Source organism: Pseudomonas sp. B392_1p, assembly GCF_052245235.1.
Lineage (GTDB): Bacteria > Pseudomonadota > Gammaproteobacteria > Pseudomonadales > Pseudomonadaceae > Serpens > Serpens gallinarum.
On the sequence record NZ_JBQPXM010000004.1, the window covers coordinates 212,249 to 238,829 of the forward strand.

The 26,581-nt window shown below is 60.4% G+C and carries 30 protein-coding genes; 15 read left to right on the forward strand and 15 right to left on the reverse strand.

From position 1 onward, the window contains the following. Positions 1-29 precede the first annotated feature (29 nt). The 3 genes from ACTV8E_RS07640 to ACTV8E_RS07650 form a co-directional block, all read right to left on the reverse strand. A complete protein-coding gene (locus ACTV8E_RS07640) occupies positions 30-821 on the reverse strand; it encodes a thiazole synthase (protein WP_443199093.1) in 792 nt (263 codons plus the stop codon). Between the two features lie 59 nt (positions 822-880). Further along, positions 881-1,081 carry a sulfur carrier protein ThiS gene (gene thiS / locus ACTV8E_RS07645; RefSeq protein ID WP_251834525.1) on the reverse strand — a complete coding sequence of 67 codons (201 nt, stop codon included), beginning with the start codon at positions 1,079-1,081 and terminating at the stop codon, positions 881-883. Between the two features lie 82 nt (positions 1,082-1,163). Next, entirely contained in the window at positions 1,164-1,538 is a 375-nt protein-coding gene (locus ACTV8E_RS07650; RefSeq protein ID WP_443199094.1) for a DUF423 domain-containing protein, read from the reverse strand. A 95-nt stretch (positions 1,539-1,633) separates the two neighbouring features. Here ACTV8E_RS07650 and mtgA point away from each other — a divergent pair, with 95 nt between their 5' ends. The 6 genes from mtgA to ACTV8E_RS07680 all read left to right on the forward strand — a co-directional run bounded on the left by mtgA (position 1,634) and on the right by ACTV8E_RS07680 (position 6,320). Beyond that, a complete protein-coding gene (gene mtgA, locus ACTV8E_RS07655) occupies positions 1,634-2,326 on the forward strand; it encodes a monofunctional biosynthetic peptidoglycan transglycosylase (RefSeq protein WP_443199095.1) in 693 nt (230 codons plus the stop codon). A 22-nt stretch (positions 2,327-2,348) separates the two neighbouring features. After that, entirely contained in the window at positions 2,349-2,549 is a 201-nt protein-coding gene (locus tag ACTV8E_RS07660) for a hypothetical protein (RefSeq protein ID WP_443199096.1), read from the forward strand. Positions 2,550-2,855: 306 nt separating this feature from the next. Next, positions 2,856-3,119, forward strand: a complete 264-nt coding sequence (locus tag ACTV8E_RS07665) for a DUF4212 domain-containing protein (RefSeq protein WP_251834522.1) — start codon at positions 2,856-2,858, stop codon at positions 3,117-3,119. 2 nt (positions 3,120-3,121) lie between these two features. Beyond that, complete coding sequence (locus ACTV8E_RS07670) at positions 3,122-4,873, forward strand: sodium:solute symporter family protein (protein WP_443199097.1); 1,752 nt, start codon at positions 3,122-3,124, stop codon at positions 4,871-4,873. A gap of 208 nt (positions 4,874-5,081) precedes the next feature. Next, positions 5,082-5,459: a hypothetical protein gene (locus tag ACTV8E_RS07675; RefSeq protein WP_443199098.1), complete on the forward strand. Its 378-nt coding sequence runs from the start codon at positions 5,082-5,084 to the stop codon at positions 5,457-5,459. Between the two features lie 387 nt (positions 5,460-5,846). Then, on the forward strand, positions 5,847-6,320 hold the full coding sequence (locus tag ACTV8E_RS07680) for a hypothetical protein (protein ID WP_251834519.1): 474 nt from the start codon (positions 5,847-5,849) through the stop codon (positions 6,318-6,320). Positions 6,321-6,327: 7 nt separating this feature from the next. On the opposite strand, the gene ACTV8E_RS07685 is transcribed toward ACTV8E_RS07680, so the two are convergent. From ACTV8E_RS07685 to ACTV8E_RS07695, 3 genes are read right to left on the reverse strand one after another with little or no spacing between them, the layout of a single operon-like run. After that, on the reverse strand, positions 6,328-7,044 hold the full coding sequence (locus ACTV8E_RS07685; RefSeq protein ID WP_443199099.1) for a TraX family protein: 717 nt from the start codon (positions 7,042-7,044) through the stop codon (positions 6,328-6,330). 43 nt (positions 7,045-7,087) lie between these two features. Next, positions 7,088-9,367, reverse strand: coding sequence for a phosphoenolpyruvate--protein phosphotransferase (gene ptsP, locus ACTV8E_RS07690; protein ID WP_251834517.1), 2,280 nt, complete (start codon positions 9,365-9,367; stop codon positions 7,088-7,090). A 35-nt stretch (positions 9,368-9,402) separates the two neighbouring features. Beyond that, positions 9,403-9,870: an RNA pyrophosphohydrolase gene (locus tag ACTV8E_RS07695; RefSeq protein WP_251834516.1), complete on the reverse strand. Its 468-nt coding sequence runs from the start codon at positions 9,868-9,870 to the stop codon at positions 9,403-9,405. Between the two features lie 174 nt (positions 9,871-10,044). Here ACTV8E_RS07695 and ACTV8E_RS07700 point away from each other — a divergent pair, with 174 nt between their 5' ends. Next, complete coding sequence (locus ACTV8E_RS07700) at positions 10,045-10,698, forward strand: HAD family hydrolase (protein ID WP_443199100.1); 654 nt, start codon at positions 10,045-10,047, stop codon at positions 10,696-10,698. 121 nt (positions 10,699-10,819) lie between these two features. On the opposite strand, the gene ACTV8E_RS07705 is transcribed toward ACTV8E_RS07700, so the two are convergent. After that, positions 10,820-11,257, reverse strand: a complete 438-nt coding sequence (locus tag ACTV8E_RS07705; protein WP_443199101.1) for a DUF2269 family protein — start codon at positions 11,255-11,257, stop codon at positions 10,820-10,822. A gap of 59 nt (positions 11,258-11,316) precedes the next feature. Beyond that, positions 11,317-12,831, reverse strand: a complete 1,515-nt coding sequence (gene ilvA, locus ACTV8E_RS07710) for a threonine ammonia-lyase, biosynthetic (RefSeq protein WP_251834513.1) — start codon at positions 12,829-12,831, stop codon at positions 11,317-11,319. A gap of 173 nt (positions 12,832-13,004) precedes the next feature. On the opposite strand from ilvA, the gene rpiA reads away from it, so the two are divergent. Further along, positions 13,005-13,676 (forward strand): ribose-5-phosphate isomerase RpiA, encoded by a 672-nt coding sequence (rpiA, locus tag ACTV8E_RS07715; protein ID WP_443199102.1) that lies wholly within the window; start codon positions 13,005-13,007, stop codon positions 13,674-13,676. A gap of 77 nt (positions 13,677-13,753) precedes the next feature. Next, the gene (locus tag ACTV8E_RS07720; protein ID WP_443199103.1) at positions 13,754-14,089 is read left to right on the forward strand and encodes a YegP family protein; all 336 of its coding nucleotides are present in this window, start codon (positions 13,754-13,756) and stop codon (positions 14,087-14,089) included. Between the two features lie 60 nt (positions 14,090-14,149). On the opposite strand, the gene ACTV8E_RS07725 is transcribed toward ACTV8E_RS07720, so the two are convergent. From ACTV8E_RS07725 to ACTV8E_RS07735, 3 genes are all read right to left on the reverse strand, one after another. Further along, positions 14,150-14,497: a YgiW/YdeI family stress tolerance OB fold protein gene (locus ACTV8E_RS07725; protein WP_273536110.1), complete on the reverse strand. Its 348-nt coding sequence runs from the start codon at positions 14,495-14,497 to the stop codon at positions 14,150-14,152. 287 nt (positions 14,498-14,784) lie between these two features. Then, positions 14,785-15,450, reverse strand: coding sequence for a fumarylacetoacetate hydrolase family protein (locus tag ACTV8E_RS07730; protein ID WP_251834509.1), 666 nt, complete (start codon positions 15,448-15,450; stop codon positions 14,785-14,787). Between the two features lie 37 nt (positions 15,451-15,487). Then, positions 15,488-16,882, reverse strand: coding sequence for an FAD-binding oxidoreductase (locus ACTV8E_RS07735; protein WP_443199104.1), 1,395 nt, complete (start codon positions 16,880-16,882; stop codon positions 15,488-15,490). A gap of 200 nt (positions 16,883-17,082) precedes the next feature. On the opposite strand from ACTV8E_RS07735, the gene serA reads away from it, so the two are divergent. Then, a complete protein-coding gene (serA, locus tag ACTV8E_RS07740; RefSeq protein ID WP_251834507.1) occupies positions 17,083-18,312 on the forward strand; it encodes a phosphoglycerate dehydrogenase in 1,230 nt (409 codons plus the stop codon). Between the two features lie 73 nt (positions 18,313-18,385). Here serA and ACTV8E_RS07745 read toward each other — a convergent pair whose 3' ends face one another. Further along, positions 18,386-18,904 (reverse strand): DUF523 domain-containing protein, encoded by a 519-nt coding sequence (locus ACTV8E_RS07745; RefSeq protein ID WP_443199105.1) that lies wholly within the window; start codon positions 18,902-18,904, stop codon positions 18,386-18,388. A gap of 40 nt (positions 18,905-18,944) precedes the next feature. After that, positions 18,945-19,634: a 2OG-Fe(II) oxygenase gene (locus ACTV8E_RS07750; protein WP_443199106.1), complete on the reverse strand. Its 690-nt coding sequence runs from the start codon at positions 19,632-19,634 to the stop codon at positions 18,945-18,947. A 68-nt stretch (positions 19,635-19,702) separates the two neighbouring features. Here ACTV8E_RS07750 and ACTV8E_RS07755 point away from each other — a divergent pair, with 68 nt between their 5' ends. Further along, positions 19,703-20,461 (forward strand): hypothetical protein, encoded by a 759-nt coding sequence (locus ACTV8E_RS07755; RefSeq protein WP_443199107.1) that lies wholly within the window; start codon positions 19,703-19,705, stop codon positions 20,459-20,461. A 37-nt stretch (positions 20,462-20,498) separates the two neighbouring features. Here ACTV8E_RS07755 and ACTV8E_RS07760 read toward each other — a convergent pair whose 3' ends face one another. After that, positions 20,499-21,434, reverse strand: coding sequence for an alpha/beta hydrolase (locus ACTV8E_RS07760; RefSeq protein WP_273536103.1), 936 nt, complete (start codon positions 21,432-21,434; stop codon positions 20,499-20,501). Between the two features lie 125 nt (positions 21,435-21,559). On the opposite strand from ACTV8E_RS07760, the gene ACTV8E_RS07765 reads away from it, so the two are divergent. Beyond that, positions 21,560-22,129 carry a DUF6436 domain-containing protein gene (locus ACTV8E_RS07765; protein ID WP_443199108.1) on the forward strand — a complete coding sequence of 190 codons (570 nt, stop codon included), beginning with the start codon at positions 21,560-21,562 and terminating at the stop codon, positions 22,127-22,129. A 29-nt stretch (positions 22,130-22,158) separates the two neighbouring features. On the opposite strand, the gene ACTV8E_RS07770 is transcribed toward ACTV8E_RS07765, so the two are convergent. Continuing rightward, positions 22,159-22,824: a glutathione S-transferase family protein gene (locus tag ACTV8E_RS07770; protein WP_273536099.1), complete on the reverse strand. Its 666-nt coding sequence runs from the start codon at positions 22,822-22,824 to the stop codon at positions 22,159-22,161. Positions 22,825-22,958: 134 nt separating this feature from the next. Here ACTV8E_RS07770 and ACTV8E_RS07775 point away from each other — a divergent pair, with 134 nt between their 5' ends. From ACTV8E_RS07775 to ACTV8E_RS07785, 3 genes are all read left to right on the forward strand, one after another. Beyond that, entirely contained in the window at positions 22,959-23,243 is a 285-nt protein-coding gene (locus ACTV8E_RS07775) for a DUF1841 family protein (protein WP_273536098.1), read from the forward strand. Positions 23,244-23,329: 86 nt separating this feature from the next. Further along, positions 23,330-23,572, forward strand: a complete 243-nt coding sequence (locus ACTV8E_RS07780) for a TIGR02647 family protein (RefSeq protein WP_251834499.1) — start codon at positions 23,330-23,332, stop codon at positions 23,570-23,572. A 78-nt stretch (positions 23,573-23,650) separates the two neighbouring features. After that, positions 23,651-26,470 carry a class I adenylate cyclase gene (locus tag ACTV8E_RS07785; RefSeq protein WP_443199109.1) on the forward strand — a complete coding sequence of 940 codons (2,820 nt, stop codon included), beginning with the start codon at positions 23,651-23,653 and terminating at the stop codon, positions 26,468-26,470. Positions 26,471-26,581 lie beyond the last annotated feature (111 nt).

Below are 26,581 nucleotides of genomic sequence, written 5' to 3' on the forward strand. Positions count from 1 at the left end.
CGTGATGGTCGGCGTTCTCAGCGGCCTGGTTAAATCAAACCGTCCAGCGGCGAAGACGCGCTGGCATAGAGCTTTTTCGGCATGCGTCCGGCCAGCCAGGCCAGGCGACCGGCTTCGATGGCATGGCGCATGGCACGGGCCATCATCACTGGATGCTGGGCATGGGCGATGGCGCTGTTCATCAGCACGGCCTCGCAACCCATTTCCATGGCAATGGTGGCATCCGACGCGGTTCCGACGCCGGCATCCACCAGTACCGGAACGGTGGATTCTTCGAGAATGATGCGCAGATTGTAGGGGTTGCAGATCCCCAGCCCGGTGCCGATCAACCCGGCCAGCGGCATCACCGCAACGCAGCCGATTTCGGCCAACTGACGCGCGATGATCGGATCGTCGCTGGTGTAGACCATCACCTCGAAACCATCCTTGACCAGCACTTCGGCGGCCTTGAGAGTTTCGATGACATTAGGGAACAGGGTTTTCTGGTCAGCCAACACTTCCAGCTTGATCAGCTGTTGGCCATCGAGCAGTTCGCGGGCCAGACGGCAAGTGCGCACCGCCTCCTCGGCGTTATAGCACCCAGCGGTATTGGGCAGGATGGTATAGCGCGAGGGGGAAATCACATCGAGCAGGTTCGGTTCACCCGCTGTCTGGCCAATGTTGGTGCGGCGCACCGCCACGGTGACGATTTCGGCCCCTGAAGCCTCGATGGCCACGCGGGTTTCCTCAAGGTCACGGTACTTGCCGGTGCCTACCAGCAGGCGCGACTGATACGTGCGGCCGGCCAGCACGAAGGGTTTGTCTTGGGGTGCTGCGCTCATGGGTTAGTCCTCGGTAGCGAAAAAACATCGATCATCGATTAGCGCATTACCAGCAGGACTCAACCGCCACCAATGGCATGCACCACTTCAAGTCGATCACCTTCGGCCAGAAAGGTACTGGTGTGCTGACTGCGCGGCACGATGTCCAGGTTGAGCTCCACCGCCACTCGCCGGCCGGTCAGCTCGAGCCGCGCCAGGAGATCGGCGACGGATTGGCCGTCGTTCAGCTCGTAGGGTTCGCCGTTCAACAGGATACGCATGCCGTAACGCCCACCGTCTGGAAAAGGGACGACATTCTAGCCCGATCACGGGGGCCGACCAAGCCGCGCCCCGTCGTCCGGCTTACGGCGTGGGTCGCTGCCAGGCGGCCACACCCAGGCACAACCAGCCGCAAAGAAACAGCACACCGCCCAGCGGCGTAACCAGTCCCAGGTTCAAACCGGCCAGCGTGATCAGGTACAGACTGCCGGAAAACAACAGGATTCCCAGGCCGAACAGCGCGCCAGCGGTGGCCAGCACGCGCGAGCCAGCCTGGCGGGCCAGCAACGCGACACTCAACAACGCCAAGGCATGAATCAGCTGATACTGCACAGCGGTCTGGAACACCGCCAGGTACTGCGTGGTCAAATGGCTTTTCAAGCCATGTGCGGCAAAGGCGCCCAGCGCCACACCGGTAAAACCAAAAAATGCTGCCGCCAACAGGTAGGCTCGCCACATGGTCACACTCCCGCCGATAAAAACAGACCCGCCATAATGCCTTGCCAGTCCGTTATTTGCCTGCCACCTCAACACCTCTCCGTACCGGGCCAGCCATGATACGGGCCATGATCCGTCGTCTGCTGCAGGTCGTATCGGCCCTGGTTCTGCTCAGTATTGCCCTGGTGGTGATCTTCCGCTGGGTGCCGCCGCCCGGCACCGCCCTGATGGTCGAGCAAACCGTCGACGCCTGGCTGGAAGGCAGGCAACCCCAGCTGCAGCGTCACTGGCGGCCGTGGGCTGAATTTCCGGACTCGCTGAAAGTCGCCGTGATCGCCGCCGAAGATCAAAAATTTGCCGAGCACTGGGGATTCGATTTCGATGCCATTCAAGACGCTCTGGCCCATAACCAGCGCGGCGGCTCGTTGCGCGGCGCCAGTACGCTCAGCCAGCAGGTGGCCAAGAATGTGTTTCTCTGGTCGGGCCGCAACTGGGTGCGCAAGGGGCTGGAAGCCTGGTTCACCGCGCTGATTGAGGTGTTCTGGCCCAAGCAGCGCATTCTCGAGGTGTACCTCAACAGCGTTGAGTGGGGTACAGGCGTGTTCGGTGCCGAAGCTGCCGCCCGCCATCATTTCGGCATTGGCGCGCGTCAGTTGTCAGCGCGCCAGGCCAGCCTGCTCGCCGCCACCCTGCCCAATCCTCTGCGCTGGAGCGCCGGGCAACCGACCCGCTATATCGAACAGCGCGCCCGGTGGATTCGCCAGCAGAGCTGGCAGTTGGGCGGTAGTGACTACCTGCAGCGCCTGTAAGCGCTTCGCGGCGGATGCGCTATTGGCAAACGACGCGGTACACACGCACTACCGCGTCTTGCACGCTGTCGGTCAGCCGCAACACCGCAGTCGTAGCCAGCCACCGCGCACGGGTGAAGACCCCGACCAGCCATGTGCCGAACATCGCCAACCAGGTATGGTCATGGAACATGTGCCCGCCGACAGCGGTACGGGCCCGTATTTCTACCTGTACCTGATTTGAGGGCATCTACCGCCACAAGAAGCCGGGCTGGGAGGGTCCACGAACAGGGAAGCGCCGAGCTGGGCGCCACGCCATCGCACAGCCGCCAAAAAAACACTTAGCTCACTAACGTTAAGAATCCTAAAGTCGAATGGCAAACTTGTTAGGGTGCCGTATAAATCACCCAGGAAAACCACTAAAAAACCAGTGGCAATAAAAGAACGGCCCGTCCGTGAAAATGGAGATTCAAGAGGAATTTCATACATAAAAACAATAACTTAAGCAATCCTAGCTAACAAAAACAATTTATCAAAGGAAAGCATAATTATGCCTAAACAAGTCACCGAAAAAGATAAGGCGTATTGGGCAACCAACCTACGCTTAATCATCATCACTATTTGCATATGGGCAACAGTCTCATACGGCTTTGGTATCTTACTGCGCCCTTTTTTAATGGGTATCCACATCGGTGGAGCTGATATGGGCTTCTGGTTTGCACAACAGGGTTCGATCTTTACTTTCCTAGCATTAATCTTCTTCTACTCCTGGAGAATGAACGCGCTAGATAAAGAATACGGCCTGGAGGAGTAAGCATGAGCCAATTCGCAGTCAACTTGATCTTTGTGCTGGGCTCCTTTGTAATCTACACCTGGATTGCAGTATGGGCCCGTGCAAAGTCAACAAGAGAGTTCTACATCGCCGGGGGTGAAGTTCACCCAGTAATGAACGGGATGGCAACAGCTGCCGACTGGCTGTCTGCTGCGTCCTTCCTTTCGGTTGCAGGCTTGATTTCAGCGGGTTACGTCAACTCTTCCTTTGTGATGGGCTGGACGGGTGGCTATGTGCTACTTGCTACTCTGCTAGCTCCTTATCTGCGTCGTTTCGGGACTTACACAGTGCCGGACTTCGTTGGGAAGCGTTACGACAGTAAGCCAGCACGTGTGGTTGCGGTTGTGTGCTTGATCATTATCTCGCTCACTTACGTAATCGGCCAGATGACCGGTGCCGGTGTTGCCTTCGCCCGCTTCCTGGAAGTGAGCGCTGACTGGGGTCTTATCCTCTCGGCTATCGTGGTGTTCTTCTACGCGGTGTTGGGTGGCATGAAGGGTGTAACTTACACTCAGGTAGCTCAGTACATTGTATTGATTCTAGCCTTCACCATTCCTGCCATTTACCTCTCGCTGATGATGACCGGGCACTTCCTGCCACAAGTAGGTTTGGTGGGTGAGCACACAGCTTCAGGTATGCCACTACTTGCAAAACTTAACCAAGTAGTAAGTGACCTTGGCTTCCAGGACTACACCGCTGACGTGTCTAACAAGTGGAACATGTTCCTGTTCACCCTGACCTTGATGGTGGGTACTGCAGGTCTGCCCCACGTCATCATCCGCTTCTTCACCGTACCCAACATTCAGGACGCACGCTGGTCGGCGGGCTGGGCACTGGTCTTCATTGCCCTGTTCTACACCACTGTGCCCGCGCTGGCAGCGATGTCGCGCCTGAACCTGCTGGAAACGGTGTTCCCAGACGGTACTGATAAGCCTGCACTGGTTTACGAAGAGCGTCCGGATTGGTTCAAAAACTGGGAAGTTACCGGCCTTCTTACCTTTAATGACAAGAACAACGATGGTCGCATCCAGTTCTACAACGATGGCACCCTGCCGACGCCCGACAAGTCCTTCGACAAGGCTGAAGAGCGTGGCTGGATGGGTAACGAGCTGACTGTAAACAACGACATCATGGTATTGGCTGTGCCAGAGATCGCCAACATGCCGGTGTGGCTGATTGGCTTGATGGCGGCGGGTGCCATTGCCGCGTCGCTGTCCACAGCGTCTGGCTTGCTACTGGCCATTTCGTCTGCACTCAGTCATGACTTGTTGAAGAATACGCTAACGCCAAATATCACCGATAAACAGGAGATGCTCTATGCGCGTCTCTCCATGACAGCGGCTATTATCGTGGCGACATGGCTGGGGCTTAATCCACCCGGCTTTGCGGCACAGACAGTGGCACTGGCATTCGGTATAGCAGCATCCTCGATCTTCCCGGTACTGATGATGGGCATCTTCTTTGCCCGCATTAACAGCAGGGGCGCGGTTGCAGGCATGTTGGCGGGTTCGCTCTTCACCATTGGCTATATCTTCACCTACCTGGGCATCTTCTTTATTCCGGGAACCAACCTCCTGGAGAATACGCCTAGCGAGTGGATATTTGGCATTTCGCCACTGTCTGTTGGCTGTATTGGTGCAGCCATTAACTTCACCGCTGCTATCACTGTTTCTCTACTCACAGAAAAACCATCAGAAGAAATTCAAGGCATGGTACGTCGCGTGCGCTACACATAAATCTTGAATAGTGTAAAATAGGGTTGCAAAACTTTAGTGGGCTTTCTTAGAAAGCCCACTTTTTTATCCGGAGTAATAATTAATGATATGGCACCTTTTCGCTGTTTTGATAGTAGGTCTTTGCGGAGGCGCCTTCCTTCACCTGCTAAGAAAATTAAGCGGTGGCAGACTACCCAAATGGACTATCTCAGTCGGTGCTGGCTTATGCATGTTTGGCTACCACGCCTACTACGACTACAGCTGGTACGAATTTAAAGCCGGCCAACTCCCCGCAGGGAGCATCGTTATTTACGAGAAACACACCACCAGTTTTTTTAAACCCTGGAGCTACATCTCCCCGGTGATCAACGCCTTTACCGTCTTTGACGGCACCTCAAAGCGCAGCGAACAAAACCATCAGATTCTGGTGGAATATTTCACTTATCACTTCCTGAAAGACCCGAGCGAGCGCCAAATCATTTTTGAGTCGGTTCTAAACTGCACCACACAAGAGCGCGCCACTCACGAAAAGGGCAAGCCCGTCAGCGATACCATATTTGAAAAAGTTGATACTACAGATAAGGTTTATCAACTGGTCTGCAGCTGACCCAAGCACCCCGCACAATGTCGCGGGGTTTGCGCTCCGCACTGCCTGCCTACTGGGGAAGGGACAGCGAAGGCACAGACTTCGCTGTCATAGCGCAGCATTCGTTGAACGAGGCTGTGGCTGCCGATGTCGCTACTACCACTGAGCGACCATGGATGTGCGCATTGAAGTACCGCGCCGGATGAAAAATCAACAGCTGCGAGCCGCTCCAATGGTTGGCCAAGCTGCATCGGACCTTGCTCTCGCAAGCAAGGTTCCATGTACCTGCAACTCCTTGTAAAGACTCAGTAAATAGCCGGTAAAGTCATGCAGCTCGTCGGCTTCCGGCTTGTGTAGAAAGCATTTGGCAGCGAGCATCGCTTCATCATTCCGATGAGGCAACACCTGATGAAAAGACATTCCCCGATTATCTTGCTGACCCTTGGCTTGTTCAGTGGCGGCGTCTTTGCCGGCAACAATACTGAATCGGCAGTCGGTGGTGCCCTGGGCGGCGTAATGGGTAGCGTGGTCGGTGGACATATCGGTGGCAGCACAGGTGCCGCGATCGGCGCAGGCGTTGGCGGTGCCGCTGGCAGTGCGGTGGGTGCCGACCGGCGCAGCCGTACCGAAGCCGCAGTGGGCGGCGGCCTGGGCGCGGCCGGCGGCAACGTGCTGGGCCAACAGGCAGGCGGTGCAAATGGCGGCTTGCTGGGTGCTGCCATTGGTGGCGCCGCGGGCGGTGCCCTGGGCAATGCCTACGGTGACGATGACCGCCGCGACTACCGGGGTGATCATCGCCGCGTGCATCATGACCGCCACAAGCACAAACACAAGCGTGGCAAGGGCCATTACAAAGAGCACTGGCATCACAAGCACCGCTAACCGCGTCTTATCGGGCCACCTGCTCGCGCACCAGCGCCCAGATCAGCAGGTGGCCGGGATACAGCAGGTAACCCCAACGCCGCAACGGCCAGATGCGCAGTTCTAGTCCACCCCGCAGCAAGCTCAATCCCAACAGCGGCGCCACTCCACAGACCATTACGCCTACCCAGGCGAAGGCCTGAAACTGTCGCGCGCCGGCCCATAGCGTCGGTGAATAATTGGCCAGCACCGCACACATTCCCGCAAGCAAATACCAACCGCCGCGTCGGCTCAGCGCCAACAGGCAGGCCGTTGGCAGCAAGGCACCAAAAAAGCCGAACATCAGATGCTGCTGTCCCCACCAGGCCACGCCGAGTGCCAGCAACGCCAGCCCGCGCACTCGCGCTTGTTCATGAGCAACACCCTGAGCAATCAGCAACCCCAGCGCCAAGGTGGGCAGGATATTGAGCGTCGTGCTGTTGCCCACCAGCAACCGGTACGGCCACTCCGATAGCAGGGCAAACATGAGGAGCCACGCCAGGTAACGCCAGGACAGTACACCGCGCCTGACATTCGCGGCCACAGCCAGACAGAAGAAGGGAAAGGCCAGGCGACCGGGCACGAACGCCCAGGCCAGCTCAGGCCAGACAAACCGCAGGTGATCGACAAACATGCTCAGCATTGCCAGCCACTTGAGCAGATCGAGGGCCGCATCGCGACTGCCTACCAGGGCAGGCTGCATCATGAGTCGTCACCTTCATGGGTTGCCCACAGGGGTGCAAAAGCTTTCAGGCCTGGATGGACGCTGCCGGGTTGATCACCCGCCCCAGCCCCAGATTCCGCAGCGCCAGGTTCATCGTGCTGCGGATGATATGCGGACTGTCAATTTGCATGACCTGCTCCAACAGCTCGCGGGCCTTGGCCGAACTGATCTGCCGTAGCAGCCACTTCACTTTGGGCAGGTTGGTGGCATTCATCGACAGGCTGTCGAAGCCCATTGCCAGCAACAGCACCGCCGCCACGGGATCGCCGGCCATTTCGCCGCAAATGCTTGCCGACTTGCCTTCGGCATGGGCACCGTCAACCACCTGACGGAGCGCCTGCAAGACCGCCGGATGAAAGAAATCGTAGAGGTCGGCAACCCGGGGATTATTGCGATCCACTGCCAGCAGGTACTGGGTCAGGTCATTGGAGCCGACCGAGACGAAGTCAACCAGGCGCGACAGCTCGCGGATCTGATACACCGCTGCGGGAATCTCGATCATCACCCCTACCGGCGGCATGGCAATATCGATTTCCTCGTCGCGCACCTCGCTCCAGGCGCGATGAATCAGGTGCAGCGACTCTTCCAGCTCATGCAGCCCGGAAATCATCGGCAGCAGAATGCGCAAGTTGTTCAATCCCTCACTGGCCTTGAGCATGGCGCGCACCTGAACGAGGAAAATTTCCGGATGGTCGAGAGTGATGCGAATGCCGCGCCAGCCCAGGAACGGGTTCTGCTCCTTGATCGGAAAATACGACAGCGCTTTGTCGCCGCCGATGTCCAGGGTTCGCATGGTGACCGGCTGCGGATGGAAGGCGGCCAACTGCTCGCGGTAGATGACCAGTTGTTCCTTTTCGCTCGGAAAGCGCTCCTTGCTCATGAACGGCACTTCGGTGCGGTACAGGCCGACCCCTTCGGCACCGCGCTTCTGGGCACGGGCCACGTCGGCGAACAGGCCCGTATTCACCCATAACGGCATGCGCTGCCCGTCAAGGGTTTCACACGGCAGCGCCCTTAGGGAATCCAACCCCTGGGTCAGTTGCCGCTCCTCCTCGACCACCTCGGTGTATTGCTTGCGCAGGATCGGGCCGGGGTTGGTGAATACCTCGCCATGGTAGCCGTCGATGATCAGCTCGATGCCATCGATCTTCGAATACGGCAGATCGACAGCACCCATCACCGTGGGAATACCCATCGCCCGGGCAAGAATCGCCACATGGGAGTTGCCCGAGCCGAGCACCGAGACCAGGCCGACCAGCTTGCCTTCCGGCACCTCGCCGAGCATCGCCGGGGTAAGCTCCTCACTGACCAGGATGGTGTTGTCCTGGTATTCCAGCGTCTGTTGATGATCTTCCTGCAGGTAGGCCAGCAACCTGCGACCGATATCGCGGATGTCCGAGGCTCGCTCGCGCAGGTAGGCGTCATCCATCATTTCAAAGCGATGCACGTGCGCCTTGACCACCTGACTGAGCGCCCCTTGCGCCCAGTGGCCGCTCTTGATGATGCGCACCACTTCCTTACTCAGCGAAGCGTCGTCGAGCATCATCAGATAGACGTCGAACAAGGCCCGCTCTTCCGGGCGCAACTGGGTGGCCAGCTTGGTCGACAGTTTTTGCATGTCGATGCGCACCGCGGCGAGCGCGTTGTCGAAGCGCTTGAGCTCCGCGTCGATATCCTCAATGGACTTGTCCGGCACCACATCCAGATCGGCCGGCGGTAACACCACCACGGCGGTACCGATGGCGGCGCCGGGTGCGCCAGGGATGCCAACGAAGCGAGCTTCCTGGATGCCCTTGCCCTGTTTGCCCAAGCCGCGGATCGTGCCGGTGGCCTCGGCATGAGCGATGACGCCAGCGAGCTGGGCACTCATGGTCACCAGAAAAGCTTCTTCACCCTCGTCGAACTGGCGGCGTTCTTTTTGCTGAATCACCAGCACGCCCATCACGCGTCGGTGGTGAATGATCGGTGCACCGAGAAACGAGGCGTAGCGCTCTTCGCCGGTTTCGGCGAAGTAACGGTAACGGGGATGCTCGGATGCATGTTCCAGGTTGAGGGGTTCTTCGCGGCTGCCGACCAGGCCGACCAGACCCTCGTTGGGCGACATGCTGACCTTGCCGATAGCACGCTTGTTGAGGCCTTCAGTGGCCATCAGCACATAGCGGTTGGTTTCCGGGTCGAGCAGGTAGACCGAGCACACCTGGCTGCCCATGGCCTCGCGCACCCGCTGCACAATGATGCCCAACGCCGTTTTAAGATCTTTGGCGGCATTCACTTCCTGGACGATCTTGCGCAGCGTATTGAGCATGCTCAGAGCCTTTCTCCCCGTTTCCCGTCCCGCGCCTACAGGCGCGGGGCTAATTCTTTTAAGGCGCGGCGGTAAACCTCGCGCTTGAAGGTGACGACCTGGCCCAGCGGGTACCAATAACTGACCCAGCGCCAGCCATCGAATTCGGGCTTGCCGGTTAGGTCCATGCGCACCCGCTGCTCATCCGCGACCAGGCGCAGCAAAAACCACTTCTGCTTCTGACCGATGCACAACGGTTGGCTGTGAGTACGCACCAGGCGTTGCGGCAGGCGATAACGCAACCAGCCCCGGGTACAGGCGAGGATTTCCACATCCTGCGGATCCAGACCGATTTCTTCGTTCAATTCACGGTACAGGGCTTGTTCGGGCGTTTCTTCCGGATTGATGCCACCTTGGGGAAATTGCCAGGCATCCTGATTGATTCGTCGTGCCCACAGCACCTGGCCACTATCATTGGTCAGGATGATGCCGACATTGGGACGGAAACCATCGGAGTCGATCACGTCGGACCACCTCGTAAACCTACATTCACCGCATTGTTCCACAAAAATACTCGGTGCCGAAAGCAACTTGCATGCCTGTGTGTCAAGGCGCGTGAACGCAGTCCGTCACCTTCAGCCAAACCGACAGACCCGGTATGCTTGGTCTCTTTTATTTTCCGCATTTGCGAGGTTTCCGTGCGCCTGGCCTTATTCGATCTTGATAACACCCTGCTGGCTGGCGACAGCGACCACGCCTGGGGCGAATTCCTCTGCCAACGCGGCCTGGTCGACGCCGACAGCTACCGCGCACGCAACGATGCCTTTTATGAGGACTACCTGCAGAGTCGCCTGGACGTACTGGCCTATCAGGATTTCTGCCAGGAACTGCTCGGGCGCAGCGCCATGAGTGACCTGGAAGGCTGGCACCGTGAATTCATGGCCAGCCATATCGAGCCCATCATCCTGGCCAAGGGCGAGGCGCTGATTCGCCAACACCGCGACGCCAGCGACCGGGTGGTGATCATCACCGCCACCAACCGTTTTATCACCGCACCCATCGCTCGACGCCTGGGTGTGGACACGCTGTTGGCCACCGAATGCGAAATGCAGGACGGCCGCTACACCGGGCGCTGCATTGACGTGCCCTGTTTCCAGGACGGCAAGGTCACACGCCTGGAGCGCTGGTTGGCAGAAAACCAGCAATCCCTGGACGACAGTTATTTCTACAGCGACTCGCGCAACGACATGCCGTTGCTGTCGCGCGTCAGCCACCCGGTAGCCGTCGATCCCGACCCCATCCTGCGCGAGGAAGCGTTAAAACGCGGCTGGCCGGTGATATCGCTGCGTTGAGCCGACCAGGTCCAGCCGCCGATACTGAGGTTCAGGGTGGGTCACGCGTTATCGACCCACCGCGCGAAGGTCATGGCGGATGTAGAAAACGACATCCGCCCTACGGCAGGCGACGGTTTCGCTACAGCGGACGCAGCGCGATCAACAGCAGAATGATCAGCAACACAACCAGCGCTACAACGGCGCAGGCGAATGTCACGGGTAAAAAACGCGCCTGGTCAGCCAGCGCGGGCTGACGATACACGCGCAGCAGGCGCTGTCCCAACAGCAACCAGGCGATGCCGGCGAGCAGATAGAGACAGGCGCTACCCAGCACCCACAAGTAACCGAACGGCACCTCGCCCAGGTGCAGCAACCACCAGGCCACTATCGGCGCGGCGATAACCAGTACGGCCAACGCCGGCAGGCCCACCCGCACCGAGGCATCCAAGGCAGGCCGCTGCGGCCAGCTCGAAGCCTGCCAGCGGTGCCAAACCATCCATGCCAGGCCGGCACCGACGGCCAGCAACAAGACCGCCAGCAACCCTTGCAGGATCTGCAGGCTCAGGTAGGCCTCCATGGCGCGCTCCCCGTTGTTTGATGCTTGCAGTCTAGCCAGTCGGACGTCGCTGTCCTTGCTTACCCTAGAAACAGCTTGTAGGCCGGGTTCTCGCTTTCATCCCAGTACGGATAACCGATCGCTTCCAGCGCCGCCGGCAGCAGATGACGGTCCGCCTCGGGCACCTGCAGCCCGGCGACCACCCGGCCGTCGGCGGCGCCGTGGTTGCGGTAGTGGAACATCGAGATATTCCAGCGTCCGCCCAGCTTGTTGAGGAAGTTGAACAGCGCGCCCGGGCGCTCCGGAAACTCGAAGCGCAGCACAATCTCGTCATTGATGGCTGCCGAATGGCCACCAACCATGTAGCGAATATGCAGCTTGGCCATCTCGTCTTCGCTCAGGTCAAGCACCGGAAAGCCTTTCTCGCGCAGCCCTTCGACCAGCGCTTCGCGCGGATCGTGCTCGGGGTGGGTCTGCACGCCCACGAAGATGTGCGCTTCTCGCTCGGAGTTGTAGCGGTAGTTGAATTCGGTAATTTGCCGTTTGCCAATTGCCTGGCAGAAGGTCTTGAAGCTGCCCGGTTGCTCGGGAATGGTCACGGCGATGATCGCTTCGCGCTTTTCGCCCAGCTCGGCGCGTTCGGCGACATGACGCAGGCGATCGAAATTGATGTTGGCGCCGGAGTCGACTGCCACCAGCACTTGCCCTGTGATGCCTTCACGGGCGATGTACTTCTTGATACCCGCCACCCCCAGCGCGCCGGCCGGTTCGGTGATCGAGCGGGTATCCTCGTAGATGTCCTTGATTGCCGCACACACTTCGTCGGTGCTGACGGTAATCACCTCATCGACGTAATCCTTGCAGATCTCGAAAGGGCGCTCACCGATCTGCGCCACGGCCACGCCATCGGTGAACAGGCCGACCTGGGGCAGCACCGTACGTTCGCCATCGGCCAACGCCTGCTGCAGGCAATTGGAATCATCCGGCTCGACGCCGATTACCTTGATTTCCGGGCGCAGGTATTTGACGTAGGCGACAATCCCGGCAATCAGCCCGCCGCCGCCAACCGGTACGAAAATCGCGTCCAACGGCCCTTGTTGCTGGCGGAGAATTTCCATCGCCACCGTGCCCTGGCCCGCGATGACATATTCATCATCGTAGGGGTGGATATAAACCAAGCCCTTTTCTTCGACCAATTTCAGCGAGTGGGCCAGCGCTTCGGGAAAAGCGTCGCCGTGCAACACCACCTTGCCGCCACGGGCGCGCACGCCCTGCACTTTCAATTCCGGCGTGGTGCGCGGCATGACGATGGTGGCCTTGATGCCCAGGTATTTGGCGGCCAGCGCCACGCCCTGGGCATGGTTGCCGGCCGACGCGGTGACCACGCCACGGCTGCGCTCTTCGGCGCTGAGCTGGGCGATCTTGTTGTAGGCGCCACGAATCTTGAAGGAATACACCGGCTGCAGATCTTCACGCTTGAGGAGAATCTGGTTGCCCAGGCGTTCGGACAATTGGCGGGCGGGTTGCAGCGGCGTTTCCTCGGCGACGTCATAGACGCGCGAGGTGAGGGTTTTCTTGACGTACTGTTCGAGCATCGTGGCGGTCTTATCGTGATAGGCGTTGCGCGGGGGAATCAGTCTACTCCAGCGCTTCGGCTGACGACCACCTGCGAATTCCTCGGAAAAATCGCTTCACCGGTCTCAGCGCGGCGAGACCGTCCCACCCCCGAAGGCTATAATTCGCGCCTTATTTACCCCTGGAACCCGTCATGAATCAGGACCAGCTCAAGCAGGCAGTGGCCCAGGCCGCCGTCGATTACATCCTCCCACACCTGGAGCGCAACAGCGTCATCGGCGTGGGCACCGGCTCCACCGCCAACTACTTCATCGATGCCCTGGCTCGTCACACATTCGATTTCGACGGCGCCGTGGCCAGCTCGGAAGCCACTGCCCAGCGCTTGAAAGACCATGGCATTGCGGTCTATGACCTCAATTCGGTCGGCGAACTGGAGTTCTATGTTGATGGCGCTGACGAAGCCAATGACCGCCTGGAGCTGATCAAGGGCGGCGGCGCGGCGTTGACCCGCGAAAAAATTGTCGCCGCAGTGGCCAAGACCTTCGTCTGCATCGCCGACGCCAGCAAGCGCGTGCCGGTTCTGGGTGGTTTCCCGCTGCCGGTGGAGGTGATCCCGATGGCGCGCAGCCATGTTGCCCGCCAGCTGGTCAAGCTGGGCGGCGATCCGGTGTATCGCCAGGGAGTGGTCACCGATAACGGCAACGTCATCCTCGACGTTCACAACCTGCACATCACCGATGCGGCCAAGCTCGAAGCCGACATCAACGCCATCGTCGGCGTGGTCACCAATGGCCTGTTCGCCGCCCGGCCCGCCGATGTGCTGCTGCTGGGCACCGCTACGGGCGTGCAAATCCTCAAGCGCTGACTGCTGCCACGGACCATTGCGCGCGCCACCGTTGCGTCTAGCCTGTAATACAGACGTACACATCAGGAGGTGTCGCAATGTTCGGCAAATTCCATCTGAAACGTTCCAGCAACGGCCAATTCCACTTCAACCTGTTGGCCAGCAATGGCCAGATCATCCTGACCAGCGAACTCTACAAAGCCAAGGACTCTGCGCTAAACGGCATTAAATCGGTGCGCAACAATTCCCAGCGTGAGGGTGCTTTCGAGATCAAGGCCGGCAGCAACGAAAAGCACTACTTCGTACTCAAGGCCACCAATGGCCAGGTGGTCGGACAAAGCCAGATGTATACCAGCCGGGGCAGTGCCGAGCACGGCAGCGAGTCGGTCAAGCGCCACGCTGTTGAAGCCGTGCTGCATGATGAAGCGGTGTAACCGCAACTGAACACAACGAACCCGCCAGTGGCGGGTTCGTTGTGTTGATCTGCCAAAGTGTTACTGCAGCAGCTCAACGCGCTCGACGTCGATATCGCGGCTGGTCATGCCCGCGTCCACTTCACCGCTGATGCGCACCTTGGCGGTTTCCGAAACGGTCTGGTTCGGCCATTCGTCATCATCGATCTCCACCTCGATGGAACCGGTGGCGTCCTTGAACTCGTAGGTTTCTTTGCCGATGCGCCGCACGATCTGGCCTTCCAGGGTGACGGGCGTGTCGTCGGCGGCTTCCAGTGCAGCAGCCACAGTGGTGACGGATTCGACCCCGCCCGGACCGCTGTAACCGGCCGCAAAGGCCGTGACTGAGAAGGCCGGTACCAGCAGCAAAGCCAATAGAGTACGTTTCATGAGGTTTACCCCTTGATCATGGTTTGACCAGCACAGGGTAAGCTTAGCCGCTGAAGCGAAGCTGAAGAGCGCCTTAAACGAAGCTTAAGACCGCGTGTCTGACCCAGGCGCAGCCCGTTTGGCTGCGGCAGAGGGGAGTCGGTACCCATAGGCGATTTGCCTTATCGGGGTCGCTTGGTAGGAGGAGCGGACGTGTCCGCGATATCGGCAGCACGGAAATGGCCCTCAAATCGCGGACACGTCGCTCCTACAGAGTCAGCAGGTGGCGAGTTATGCGAGAGACCGGTTTACAACACGCGGCTTTCGAAGCGCGACAGGCCCGGCAACTCGAGGACCAGTTCGTCACCACGCTGCAGCGGGCCAACGCCGGCGGGCGTGCCCGTGAGGATCACGTCGCCAGGCTGCAGATTGAAATGCCCGGCCATGTGCTGGATCAGCGGCACGATGGGGTTGAGCATGTCGTAACTGTGGCCATCCTGACGCACTTCGCCATTGATGCTCAGGCGAATGCCCAGGTCGGCTAAGTCAGCGATGGCGTCGCCGGGCACGAAGGGCGCCAGCACACAGGCGCCGTCGAACGACTTGGCAATCTCCCAAGGCAGGCCCTTTTCCTTGAGCGCGCTCTGTACGTCGCGCAGGGTCAGGTCCAAGGCCGGAGCAAGGCCGGAAATGGCATCCAGCACTTCCTCGACACTTGGCCGGCGCGACAGCGGCTTGCCGATTAACACGGCGATTTCCGCCTCGTAATGCACACCGCCGCGCTCTTCGGGAATGCTGAACCCACCTATCAGCGATACCGTGCAACTGCCTGGCTTGATAAACAGCAACGGCTCGGTGGGCACCGGGTTGTTCAGCTCCTTGGCATGTTCGGCGTAGTTGCGCCCCACGCAGACCACCTTGCCCAGCGGGTAATGAATGGTGGTGCCGTCAATGTATTGGTGTTGGTAGCTCATGGCGACTCCTTGAAAGGCTTGTTGTTGTCAGAGCGAATCAAACCGCAAAAATCTTGCCGGGGTTCATGATGCCATTGGGGTCGAACACAGCCTTGACCGCCTTCATGCAGGCAATTTCCGCGGGCGAGCGGCTGTAACCCAGGTAATCACGCTTGGTCATGCCCACACCGTGTTCGGCGGAGATCGAGCCGTTGTAGCGCTCGACGGTCTCGAACACCCACTTGTTCACCGTGGCGCACTTGGCGAAGAACTCGTCCTTGTCCATGGCATCGGGCTTGAGGATGTTCAGGTGCAGGTTGCCGTCGCCAATGTGGCCGAACCATACCACCTCGAAGTCCGGGTAGTTGGCCTCGACAATAGCGTCGATATCCTTGAGGAACGCCGGCACCTTGGAAACGGTCACCGAGATGTCGTTCTTGTAGGGCGTCCAGTGGCTGATGGTTTCAGAAATGTACTCGCGCAGCTTCCACAGGTTGTGCAACTGCTGCTCGCTCTGGCTCATCACGCCATCCAATACCCAGCCCTGCTCGACGCAATGCTCGAAGATCGCCAGCGCCTCGTTGGCGATGTCTTCGCTGATGGCTTCGAACTCCAGCAGCGCATAGAACGGGCACTCGGTCTCGAACGGTGCCGGTACATCGCCTCGGCCCAGCACCTTGGCCAGAGCCTTGTCGGAGAAGAACTCAAACGCGGTCAGATCGAGCTTGCTCTGGAAGGCATGCAGCACCGGCATGATCGCGTCGAAGTCGGCGGTGCCGAGCACCATCGCGGTGAGATTCTTCGGCGTACGCTCCAGGCGCATGGTGGCCTCGACCACGAAGCCCAGGGTGCCTTCGGCGCCGATGAACAGCTGGCGCAAGTCATAGCCGGTGGCATTCTTGATCAGATCCTTGTTCAGCTCGAGAATCTCGCCTGCGCCGGTCACCACTTTCATGCCGGCGACCCAATTGCGGGTCATGCCGTAGCGAATCACCTTGATGCCGCCTGCATTGGTGCCAATGTTGCCGCCGACCTGGCTGGAGCCGGACGAGGCGAAGTCCACCGGGTAGTACAAGCCCTTTTCTTCCGCAGCCAGTTGCAGCTGCTTGGTGACCACGCCGGCCTGGCAGCGAGCGGTACGGTCGAACTCGTTGAGTTCGAGAATCTGATTCATGTAGTCGAACGATACAACCACTTCACCATTGGCCGCCACGGCCGCAGCCGACAGGCCGGTACGCCCGCCCGAGGGCACCAGCGCGACTTGGTGCTGATTGGCCCAGCGCACAATGGCTTGCACCTGCTCGATGCTTTTCGGGAAGACAATGGCGCTCGGTGCGGGCGCGAAATGCTTGGTCCAGTCCTTGCCGTAGGCCTCCAGCGAGGCGGCGTCGGTGAGGACTTTTCCCGGCTCGACCAGGGTCTTCAGTTGTTCGATCAGGGCGGCTTGGGTCATTGTGGAACTCTCGAATCATTCATGGTCGCCCTGAGCACAGTTCAGGTCGCGACCGAGCCAGAAAAAAGGAGATCATGCTAGCATATGCCCCCCGCTAATCGTGCGCTTCGGCCGATTTCCGGGGCCGGCCGACGCCGGCCCGGCCAGCCAATGCCGCTGACCGCTCCCCTGCCATTCAAAACGGGATCACAGGTACGCAGATGAGCAAGACCAGCCTCGACAAGAGCAAAATCAAGTTCCTTCTTCTGGAAGGGGTTCACCAGAACGCCGTGGATACCCTGAAGGCCGCCGGGTACACCAACATCGAATACCTTGTCGGCGCGCTGCCGGAGGCGGAACTCAAGGAAAAGATCGCTGACGCCCACTTCATTGGCATTCGCTCGCGCACCCAGCTGACCGAAGAAGTCTTCGATTGCGCGAAAAAACTCGTCGCGGTCGGTTGCTTCTGCATCGGTACCAACCAGGTCGACCTCAACGCTGCCCGTGAGCGCGGCATTGCCGTGTTCAATGCGCCCTACTCCAACACCCGCTCCGTGGCTGAACTGGTGCTGGCTGAGGCCATCCTGCTGCTGCGCGGCATTCCGGAAAAGAACGCGGTTTGCCACCGCGGCGGCTGGATCAAGTCGGCGGCCAACTCCTTCGAGATCCGCGGCAAGAAGCTGGGTATCGTGGGCTACGGCTCGATCGGCACCCAACTGTCGGTGCTGGCTGAAGCGCTGGGCATGCAGGTCTTCTTCTATGACGTGGTGACCAAGCTGCCGCTGGGCAACGCCACACAGATCGGCAACCTGCACGAACTGCTGGGCCACTGCGACATCGTCTCCCTGCACGTACCGGAACTGCCTTCCACCCAGTGGATGATTGGCGAAGCGGAAATCCGCGCCATGAAGAAGGGCGGCATCCTGATCAACGCCTCGCGCGGCACCGTGGTGGAAATCGAGCCGCTGGCCAAGGCCATCGAAGACGAGCACCTGATCGGCGCCGCCATCGACGTGTTCCCGGTGGAGCCACGCTCCAACAACGAGGAATTCGTCAGCCCGCTGCGCGGCCTGGACAAGGTCATTCTGACGCCGCACATCGGCGGCTCCACTGCTGAAGCCCAAGCCAACATCGGTTTGGAAGTCGCCGAGAAGCTGGTCAAGTACAGCGACAACGGCACCTCGGTGTCCTCGGTCAACTTCCCCGAAGTGGCCCTGCCGTCGCACCCGGGCAAGCACCGCCTGCTGCACATCCACCAGAACATTCCCGGCGTGATGAGCGAGATCAACACGGTGTTCGCCGAGAACGGCATCAACATCTCCGGCCAGTTCCTGCAGACCAACGAATCGGTCGGCTACGTGGTGATCGACGTCGACGCCGCCTACTCCGATCTGGCGCTGCAAAAGCTGCACGACGTGAAGGGCACCATCCGTAGCCGCGTACTGTTCTAAGCGCGCGCAGCGGATAGAAAAGGGAGGCCAATGGCCTCCCTTTTTCGTTTCTGGTCACACCGTCTCGCTGCCGTCAGCCCCGCAGGTTACGCCTCGCATTCGGGTCAAATTCGAGCTGCCGCAACGCCTCAGCCGCCGCGTCCAACTGCTGCTCGTTGAACACCTGCACACCGGCTCGGCGCAGCGCGGCGGCCGTGACGCCTTCGCCATCGACCAGCGTGCCGCTGAAACTGCCGTCATAGTTCTGTTGATTGCCACAGGACGGGCTACGCGCCTTGAGCACCGCCAGGCGCAGCCCCTGTTCACTTACCGTCCGCAAGGCAGCCTGCGCACCTGCCAGAAAGGCGGCGCTGACATCAGCGCCACCCACCGTGACCACCGCCACACGGCCATCCAGCACCGCTGCGCCCTGCCCGCCCGGAATTTCCGCAGGCGGACGTGGCGTCGGCAAGCCGCCGCTCACTTCCGGACACAACGCAACCAGTCGCCCTTCGGCCTGCCACTGGCGCAACAGATCGAACGGGCCGTGACTGCCACCGTCATAGCGCACCCGCTGCCCCAGCAGACAGGCGCTGACCAGAATCTTTTCCACAACAGTCCCCCTGCCTAAACGGTTGAAATTCCACCACTGGTTACAGCGGCCGGCGACGAAACCAGCCCGCCAGCGACAATCGCGGCCGTGTGGCGGGTAACACCTCATGCTCGATCCGGTCGGACATGAAGCAGATCAGCGTCCCGCCCATCGGCACCACGTCCCGTGGGCCATCCGGCAAATGCAACCGCAAGGCACCGCCATGCTCGGGCAACCAGTCAGCCTCGTTGAGATAGGCCACGACAGTCACCGTGCGGCAGTCATCATCGCGAAAGCGGTCCAGGTGGCGCAGGTAATAGCCACCCGGCGGATAGAGCGCGAAGTGACACTCCAGCTCCTCCAGGCCAAGAAACAATTCCCTATTGAGCGCCTGGCGCAACTCATCGAGCAATACCAGATACTGATCGCCCGCTGCCGATTGCCCCGCTTCCAGCCATAGAATATGGTCGTTGCGGATCCCTTCGTTGACGATCTGCCCGCCGCCCCGGCCAATGGCCGCTGGCGCCAATTCGCCGGCGGCGTTACGGGTACGGCACTCTTGCGCCAGTTCAGCGGTCAGAGTCTGCGGAAGGAACACGGGCTGTTGCGACCAGCCGTGAGTCACGAGGTCGTCGATAATAGGCGCCAGCAAGGAAGAGTCACCAGAAGGGTGGAGGAGCGGGCATTCTAGAGTGGCGCAAATGCCTGCGCATAGTGACTTGTGTAACGACGGACGAGGTGTATTCGCCATGCTCGTTCTCTCCTTTTACCTTCCCTTCATCAATCCATTTGATTACTACCCGCATGACTGGAGTTCCCATGCACTTTTTCCTTGGCCTGTGTCTGGCCCTGCTCAGCCTGCCTGCTTTCGCCGATGACCATGCTCGCCTGTACCAGGCGGGCGGCTGGCCGCAACAACGCGCCCATTTCCATGATGCCCTGAGCGTGGCACAGCAGCGCTATCGCAGCAGCCTGCCACCGGCGGTGTTCGCCGCCTTGGTGGAAAACAGCAATCGCCGTTTCCAACCTGCTGCCATGGACAACCGGGCCCTGGCAACCCTGCGCCAGCAACTCGCCGATCCGCAACCGGCACTGCGGTTTTTCACCAGCCCCCTGGGGCGCAAGATCGTCGCCGCCGAAGTCGAGGCCTCCAGCAAAGCCGCCTTGCAGCGCTATGCCAAGGGCATGCCGCTGCCCACCGTTACGGACAGCCGCCGGGCGCTGATCCAGCGCCTTGCCCAGGCCTTGCCCGCCAGCGAGGCCGGCGCGGAAGTCAGCCTGGCGCTGGCAGGAGTCGCCGCCGACAGTCTCAGCCAGATGATTCCCGGCCTGCCGTTCGGCAACGCCCAGACCCGCGGACTGCTCAATACCCAGCGCCAGCGGCTGATGCGCCAGATTGAAACCAATCTCGACAACACGCTGCTGCACGTCTATCGCGACCTGTCCGAGCAGGAACTGAGCGCCTTCGTGGCATTTGCCGATTCACCCGCCGGCCAGGCGTATTATCAGGCTGCCCTGGCCGCGCTGCGGGCAGCCCTGGCGGTGGGGCAAGGTACTGAGGAGCTTCAGCCACTCTAACCGCTGACGTTGCACGCGCCGCCGATCAGGCGGTGCCTCATCCCAGATGCTCACGTAAAAAAGAAAAGTACTGCTCGCGCACCGACTCCCGTTCATTGGCCAAATGATGGCGGGCATCGCGTAATAACAAGGTGCGCGGTTGGCTGAATTTGTCTTGCAGGACATCCAGATTGTGTCGCCAATCCACCGTCATGTCCTCTTCGCCCTGCACGATCAGCGGGCTGTAGGCGCTGCGCGAGGCACCTTCGATACGCGGAATCCAGCGCGCCAGCGCGCCGACCCAGGCGGTCGGCAAGACCCGTGGCTGCAGCGGATCACGAGTGTGCACGAAATCGATGAACTGCTGATCGCCGGAATTGACACTGAAACGGCGGGGTATCGAATCCACAAAGGGCCTTGCCAGATGGTAGCTCAGCTGTGACCAGCCCCAGGAACGCGGGCGCACCAAGGGGGCCAGCAGGATGGTTTCACCCAGTTCGGGACGCCGCCGGGCATGCAGCAGGTGATCGATCAAAATTGCGGCCCCAGTGCTCTGTCCGCACAGGTGCCAGGGGCGGGGCATCGCCAGGGCTTCGGCCTGACTGAACAGAGCATGCAGAGCACTCTGGTATTCACCGAAGTCGCCAATGCTGGCGCGCGGTCCGCTGGACAGCCCGTGACCGGGCAGGTCGCAGCTCAGCACGGCGAAATTCATCCGCAACGCCCAATCGATCACATGCCGATACAGGCCCATGTGGTCGTAATAGCCGTGCAGCAACAGCACGCTGCCCTCGGCCCGCGGTGGCCACCAGGCTTGCACCGCCAGCCGATAAGGCCCTGCACGCACAGTGCCGAGCCGGGTGCTGACGTCAGGATGGGCCAGATCCAGACCATAGAAACTGCGATACGCCAGCGATTGCGGCGACTCGTCCTGCTCCGCGGCCAAGGGTCGCAGAGCGGCGCGCAGAAGTTCAGGCTGGAAGACATCAATCATGGGTTTTTTACCAAAGTCAGACGCAAAGAGCAGCGGATCGGCCGCGCCACTCTGGCCCATTGGTATACTGCCAGGCCCCGCTCCATGGCAAGCTATACGTCCTTTAGTCCACCCCGCCCCTGACCATGTCTCCCACTCGCAAGACCGTGCTCGCCTGGCTGCTCGCCGTCCTCTGGCTCTTCGCCATGGCATGGGCCTTCTGGTGGTATCAGGGCCAGTATCTGCGCCCCTTCGACAATCAGACCACGCTGTTCAGCGGCCAGCAATTGCAGCTGCCGGCTGCACTTGCCGGGCCCGGGCCCATCCGCGTGGTGCATTTCTGGGATCCGGCCTGTCCATGCAATGTCGGCAATCAGCAGCATCTGGCCGAGCTGCTGGAGCGCTATCAAGACCAGGCGCATGTGGTGTTCTATGCGCTGCAAAAGCCAGGCAGTCGAGGCCAGCTGCCTGCTCCGCTGGCCAGCCTGCAACCTTTGGCGACGCTTGCCGGCGCCGAGGGTTTGCCGGCCAGCCCTGCCGTCGCAATCTGGGATCAACAAGGCTCGCTTGCCTACTTTGGCCCTTACAGCGAAGGCGCGGTGTGCACCTCCGCCAACAGCTTTATCGAGCCGATTCTCGATGCGCTGCTACAGGGCCGTCCGGTACTCGCCACGCAAACCCTGGCCAGCGGCTGCTTCTGTGCCTGGCAGAAGTGACCGCAACACTGGCGAGGGACGCGCAGTAATCAGGCCTGACGCTGACTTTTCACCATGGCCAGGAACGCCGGCATCTGCGCCTCCCGATCAGCGGCCACGCGTTGCACATGGGGATTCTGCTTGAGCCGGGCAAGCAGCTCGGTGGCGGCCGGAAAGTCGGCCAGCAGGTCGAGGCCAAACAGTTTGCGCGCCACCTCGCAGGCCAGGTCCAGGCTGTACAGCAGATAGATATCCGCCAGGCTGAACTCCGCACCGGCTACATAGGGCGCAAAACGCCCGTGACGCTTGAGCGCGGCAATGCCGCCGAGCAACTCACCACGGGCTTTGGCCTTGATCGCCTCGTCGACCTGTGCGCCAAAGAATGCTTCCGGGTAGCAGGCCCGGGCCGGCAACTCGATGTACAGCTCAATTTCTCTCATCAAGGCCCGCACCTGGGCACGGGCATAGGGTTCGGCTGGTAACAAAGGCCGTCCCTCACCATGGTCTTCCAGATAGTCGAGAATGGCACTGGTCTCGCTGATAAAGCCCGCATCGGTCTGCAATACCGGCACCTTGCCTCGCGGGCTGCTGGCCAGAAACGCTTCGCTGCGCGTATTGAAAACGGTGACTTCCTCGAACGGCAGGCCTTTTTCCAGCAAGGCCAGCTTGACCATATTGAAGTAGTTGCTGACCGCGAAACCGTGCAGACTGAGCATGAGAAATCTCCAAGCCGGACAATTGAAGCAGGGTTATAGACGGGCTCGGAGCCGCTGCCCAGGTGTATCGATGCGCTGAATGCTCTGTGTGGCAAACCGTGCCAACATACCCGCACGCTAAACAAGGTGATCCCATGAGCGACCATGACGAAAGCGAAGAGGAATCCTTCGCCCAACAGACATTGATCCAAGCCATCGAGAACCAGCTGGAAAGCGGTGAGCCTCCCGCAGTGCGCGCCACGCTCAACAAGCTGACCCTGGTTGGGTATGAGCGGGAGGAGATCCTGCACCTGATGGCGCTGGTACTGGCTGAGGAAATCAACGCGATGCTGCGCGATGATCGCCCCTTTGATCAGGCCGGTTACGAGTCGGCCTTGCGGGCACTGCCCAGCCTGCCAGGCGAGGACAGCCACGAATAACTCTGGTGATTGGCCAGGGCAATGGGCTTTACTGTCGATCGACAGGCCGCCAGACGGCAGCGCTTTATTCATCCCAGGGAGTCACCATGACCTACACCGCCGATGTGATCGCCGAACTTGAGTTGCTCAATCAGTTCAACCTGGCCAACAGCCTGGAAGGTTTGAAAATTCATAACAGCGCAGAAGCCGCAACGATTGCTGCCGCTCGCCGCCTGCACGAGAAAGGCCTGACCACCCTGCACGATGGCGGTTACCTGACCAGCTTGGGGCTGGAGGCGGCACGGCATGCCCAGAGCGTACTGACCATTCTCACCCCACCCACCGCCTAAGCGGGACTCACACGCTCAACGTTTCGCACCACTGGCCGATATCACTGGCTTGCCCTCAAAACGGCCAGCCAGGACATCATGCTGTCGAAAGACCCTGTCGATGTAACGCCCGACCCTGTTGAACTCTCTCCAGAGTTGGACCGCCGGGCGCTTCGGCAGCTACGTCAACGCTTTTTGCAGGTAAACCAAGGCCGTCTCGAACGAGCCTTGCAGCTGCTTCCCACGCGCCAACAGCGGGTACTGCGCCTGCTGCCTCTGCTGTTTCACACCAATCATCCCGCGCTGCCCGGTTATGTCTCTGTCACCACTCCGGCCGGGCTGAGCAGTTATACCCCTGAGCCTGTATTGCTGGCCGAAGCCCAGGCCGTGGCGCGCTCGTTCCGCTACCGCAAACCCGACCCGCACGGCCCAATGCCGCTGCAGGGCCTGTTCCTGATGGGCAGTCTGGGCACCCTGGCGCAGGCCGAGCAGAGCGATATGGACCTGTGGCTGTGCCATGACCCGCAATTGAGCGACAGCGAGCTGACCGAGTTGCAGCGCAAGGCCACGCTGCTGGAAACCTGGGCCGCCAGCCAAGGCGCCGAGCTGCATATTTTCCTCGTCGACCCGCCGCGCTTCGCCAGCGGACAGCGCGCCGCCGAATTGGGCGATGAGGACTGCGGCAGCAGCCAGCACTACCTGCTGCTCGACGAGTTTTACCGCACCGCCATCTGGTTGGCCGGGCGGATGCCCACCTGGTGGCTGGTACCCGCCGAGCATGAAAATCACTACCTGGCCTATATAGCCGCCTTGCAAGCACGCGGCCTGCTGCGCGCCGAGGACCACCTGGAGCTGGGACATCTTGGACAGATTCCCGCGAATGAATTCCTTGGTGCCGGCCTGTGGCAGCTGTACAAATGCATCGAGTCGCCCTACAAATCGACGCTCAAATTGCTGCTCAACGAAGCCTATGCCAGCGAGTTTCCACACGGCGACTGCCTGGCCCTGGAGTTCAAGCGTGCCGTGTTCGCCGGCAGTCTGGACCTCGATGAACTAGACCCTTACGTGCTCCTGTACCGCCGTCTTGAAGGTTACTTGCGCAACATCAACGACCAACCACGCATCGCCCTGATGCGCCGTTGCCTGTACCTGAAGATCAATCGTCCCCTCAGCCGGCCGGTCACCGCGCAGCGCAAGAGCTGGCAACGCCAGCTGCTGCAACGTCTGTGCGCTACGTGGGACTGGGACGAGCGCCTGCTGCTGAACCTCGACAACCGTCCGCAGTGGAAGCTGCGTCAAGTCAACGAGGAACTGCGCCTGCTGGCCGCCGGCCTGGTCAAAAGCTATCGCAGCCTGCAGCAGTTCGCCCGCGCGCAACTGGCAAGCCACCCGCTCAGCCAGCGCGACCTGGCGATTCTTGGGCGACGGCTGCGGGTTGTCTTTGCCCGCGCACCCGGCAAGATCGAAACCCTCAACCCTGGCATTGCACCTAACCTGACGGAAGGTCATTTGACCGTACAGCAGGTGGACCATGACCATTGGGCGCTGCATGGCGGCAGCCTGAGTCTGCGTCAGTGCCAGGACATTGCTCCGCTCAAGCAAGCCCCCAGCCTGGCAGAGCTACTTGTCTGGGCGATCCGCAACGGCATTATCGACGGGGCGAGCCGGCTGACCCTGCATCCAGGACGCAGCGAGCTCTTCGATTTTGAACTGCAAGGCCTGCGCAGCAGCCTGCTGCAAACGTTGCCTGGCGCGCAGGCGCCGGTCAGCGAAGAGGCCATGCTACAACCCAGCAGGCCGGTTACGCTCCTGATCCTGGTTAACGTAGGTCTCGACCCTCTCAAGACCCTGTCCAGCGCGCAACTGGCCAGTGGTCGCAGCGATGTGCTGGACTATTCCGGCGCCCATCTCAATCTGGTGCAGAGCCTGGATCTGGTCAGTATCAGCAGCTGGAACGAGGTGCATTTCAAGCGCTACGAAGGTCCCCTGAGCCTGATTGACTGCCTGCAAGAGTTGCTCATCACGGGACGCGATGAGCGTCACCCGACACTCGCGGTACGCTGTTTCAACCGCAACCGTGCCACGGCAATCTGCCGGCGTCTTGAAGAACTCTTCGGGCAGGCGACACGCGTGCTCGCCGACGATAGGCAGCGCTTTGTGCTGCAACTCGGTGAAAACTACCACCTGTTGCAGAGTCAGGACGGCACGCTCGTCCGCCTGCCGCTGAGGGACCTGCCAACCCTGCAGACCGCCCTGGCACGTCCACACCCGCATTACAGTCCACTGCACCTCGACCCCCAGGCGTTGCCTGGGCATCCACTGGCGCTGATCCTGCGCGCAGCCGAACCCAACTGCATTCAAGTGTTCTATCAGCTCGGCGAACGGCACGTGCAGCTTTACCTGCTTGATGAGCGCAATTCGCTCTGGCGGCAACGCTTGCCAGGTCATGATGAGTCCGCCCTGCTGCCCCTGCATGGCTTTCTTACTCGGCTGCTGCACCATCGTCAGCAACCAAGCGAAGCAGCCCATCCGCTGGAGGCTCCGCTTACGCTGCGTTACTACCAGCTACTGCCCGTCGCGCCTTCGCCGGCCCGTGAACTGCTCCGGCAAAAATCCCCGCCGGAGCCGGCCGGCGCTCCGCTGCTGCGCGCCCGCCTCACACGCACGCCTTCGGGAGACAGCAGCATCAGCCTTTACTGTGGCCACCACGCATTCCATCAGGCCGAACTGGGCCGCCATGGCGTTTACCGCGCCCTGAGCCAGTACTGGAGCCACTCGTCCAGAGTCCGCAACGAACTCCATCTGGACGCACTGGAGCTGTCCGGTTTGTTCGAACCCGGGACAGAGCAAACCTTCCACTATCTGGAATACAAACAGCAGATCGAGCAAACGCTCAGAGCGGCAAGCAGAAGTCCATAGCGCTCGAGGCCGGATACCGCTTGCAGTTGCGGATTCACAGAATGCCCTGGCAGAGGTATTTGAGGCCGGATGCTGAGCAAAGGTGCGCGAGCATTGAACCACCAGCAAACT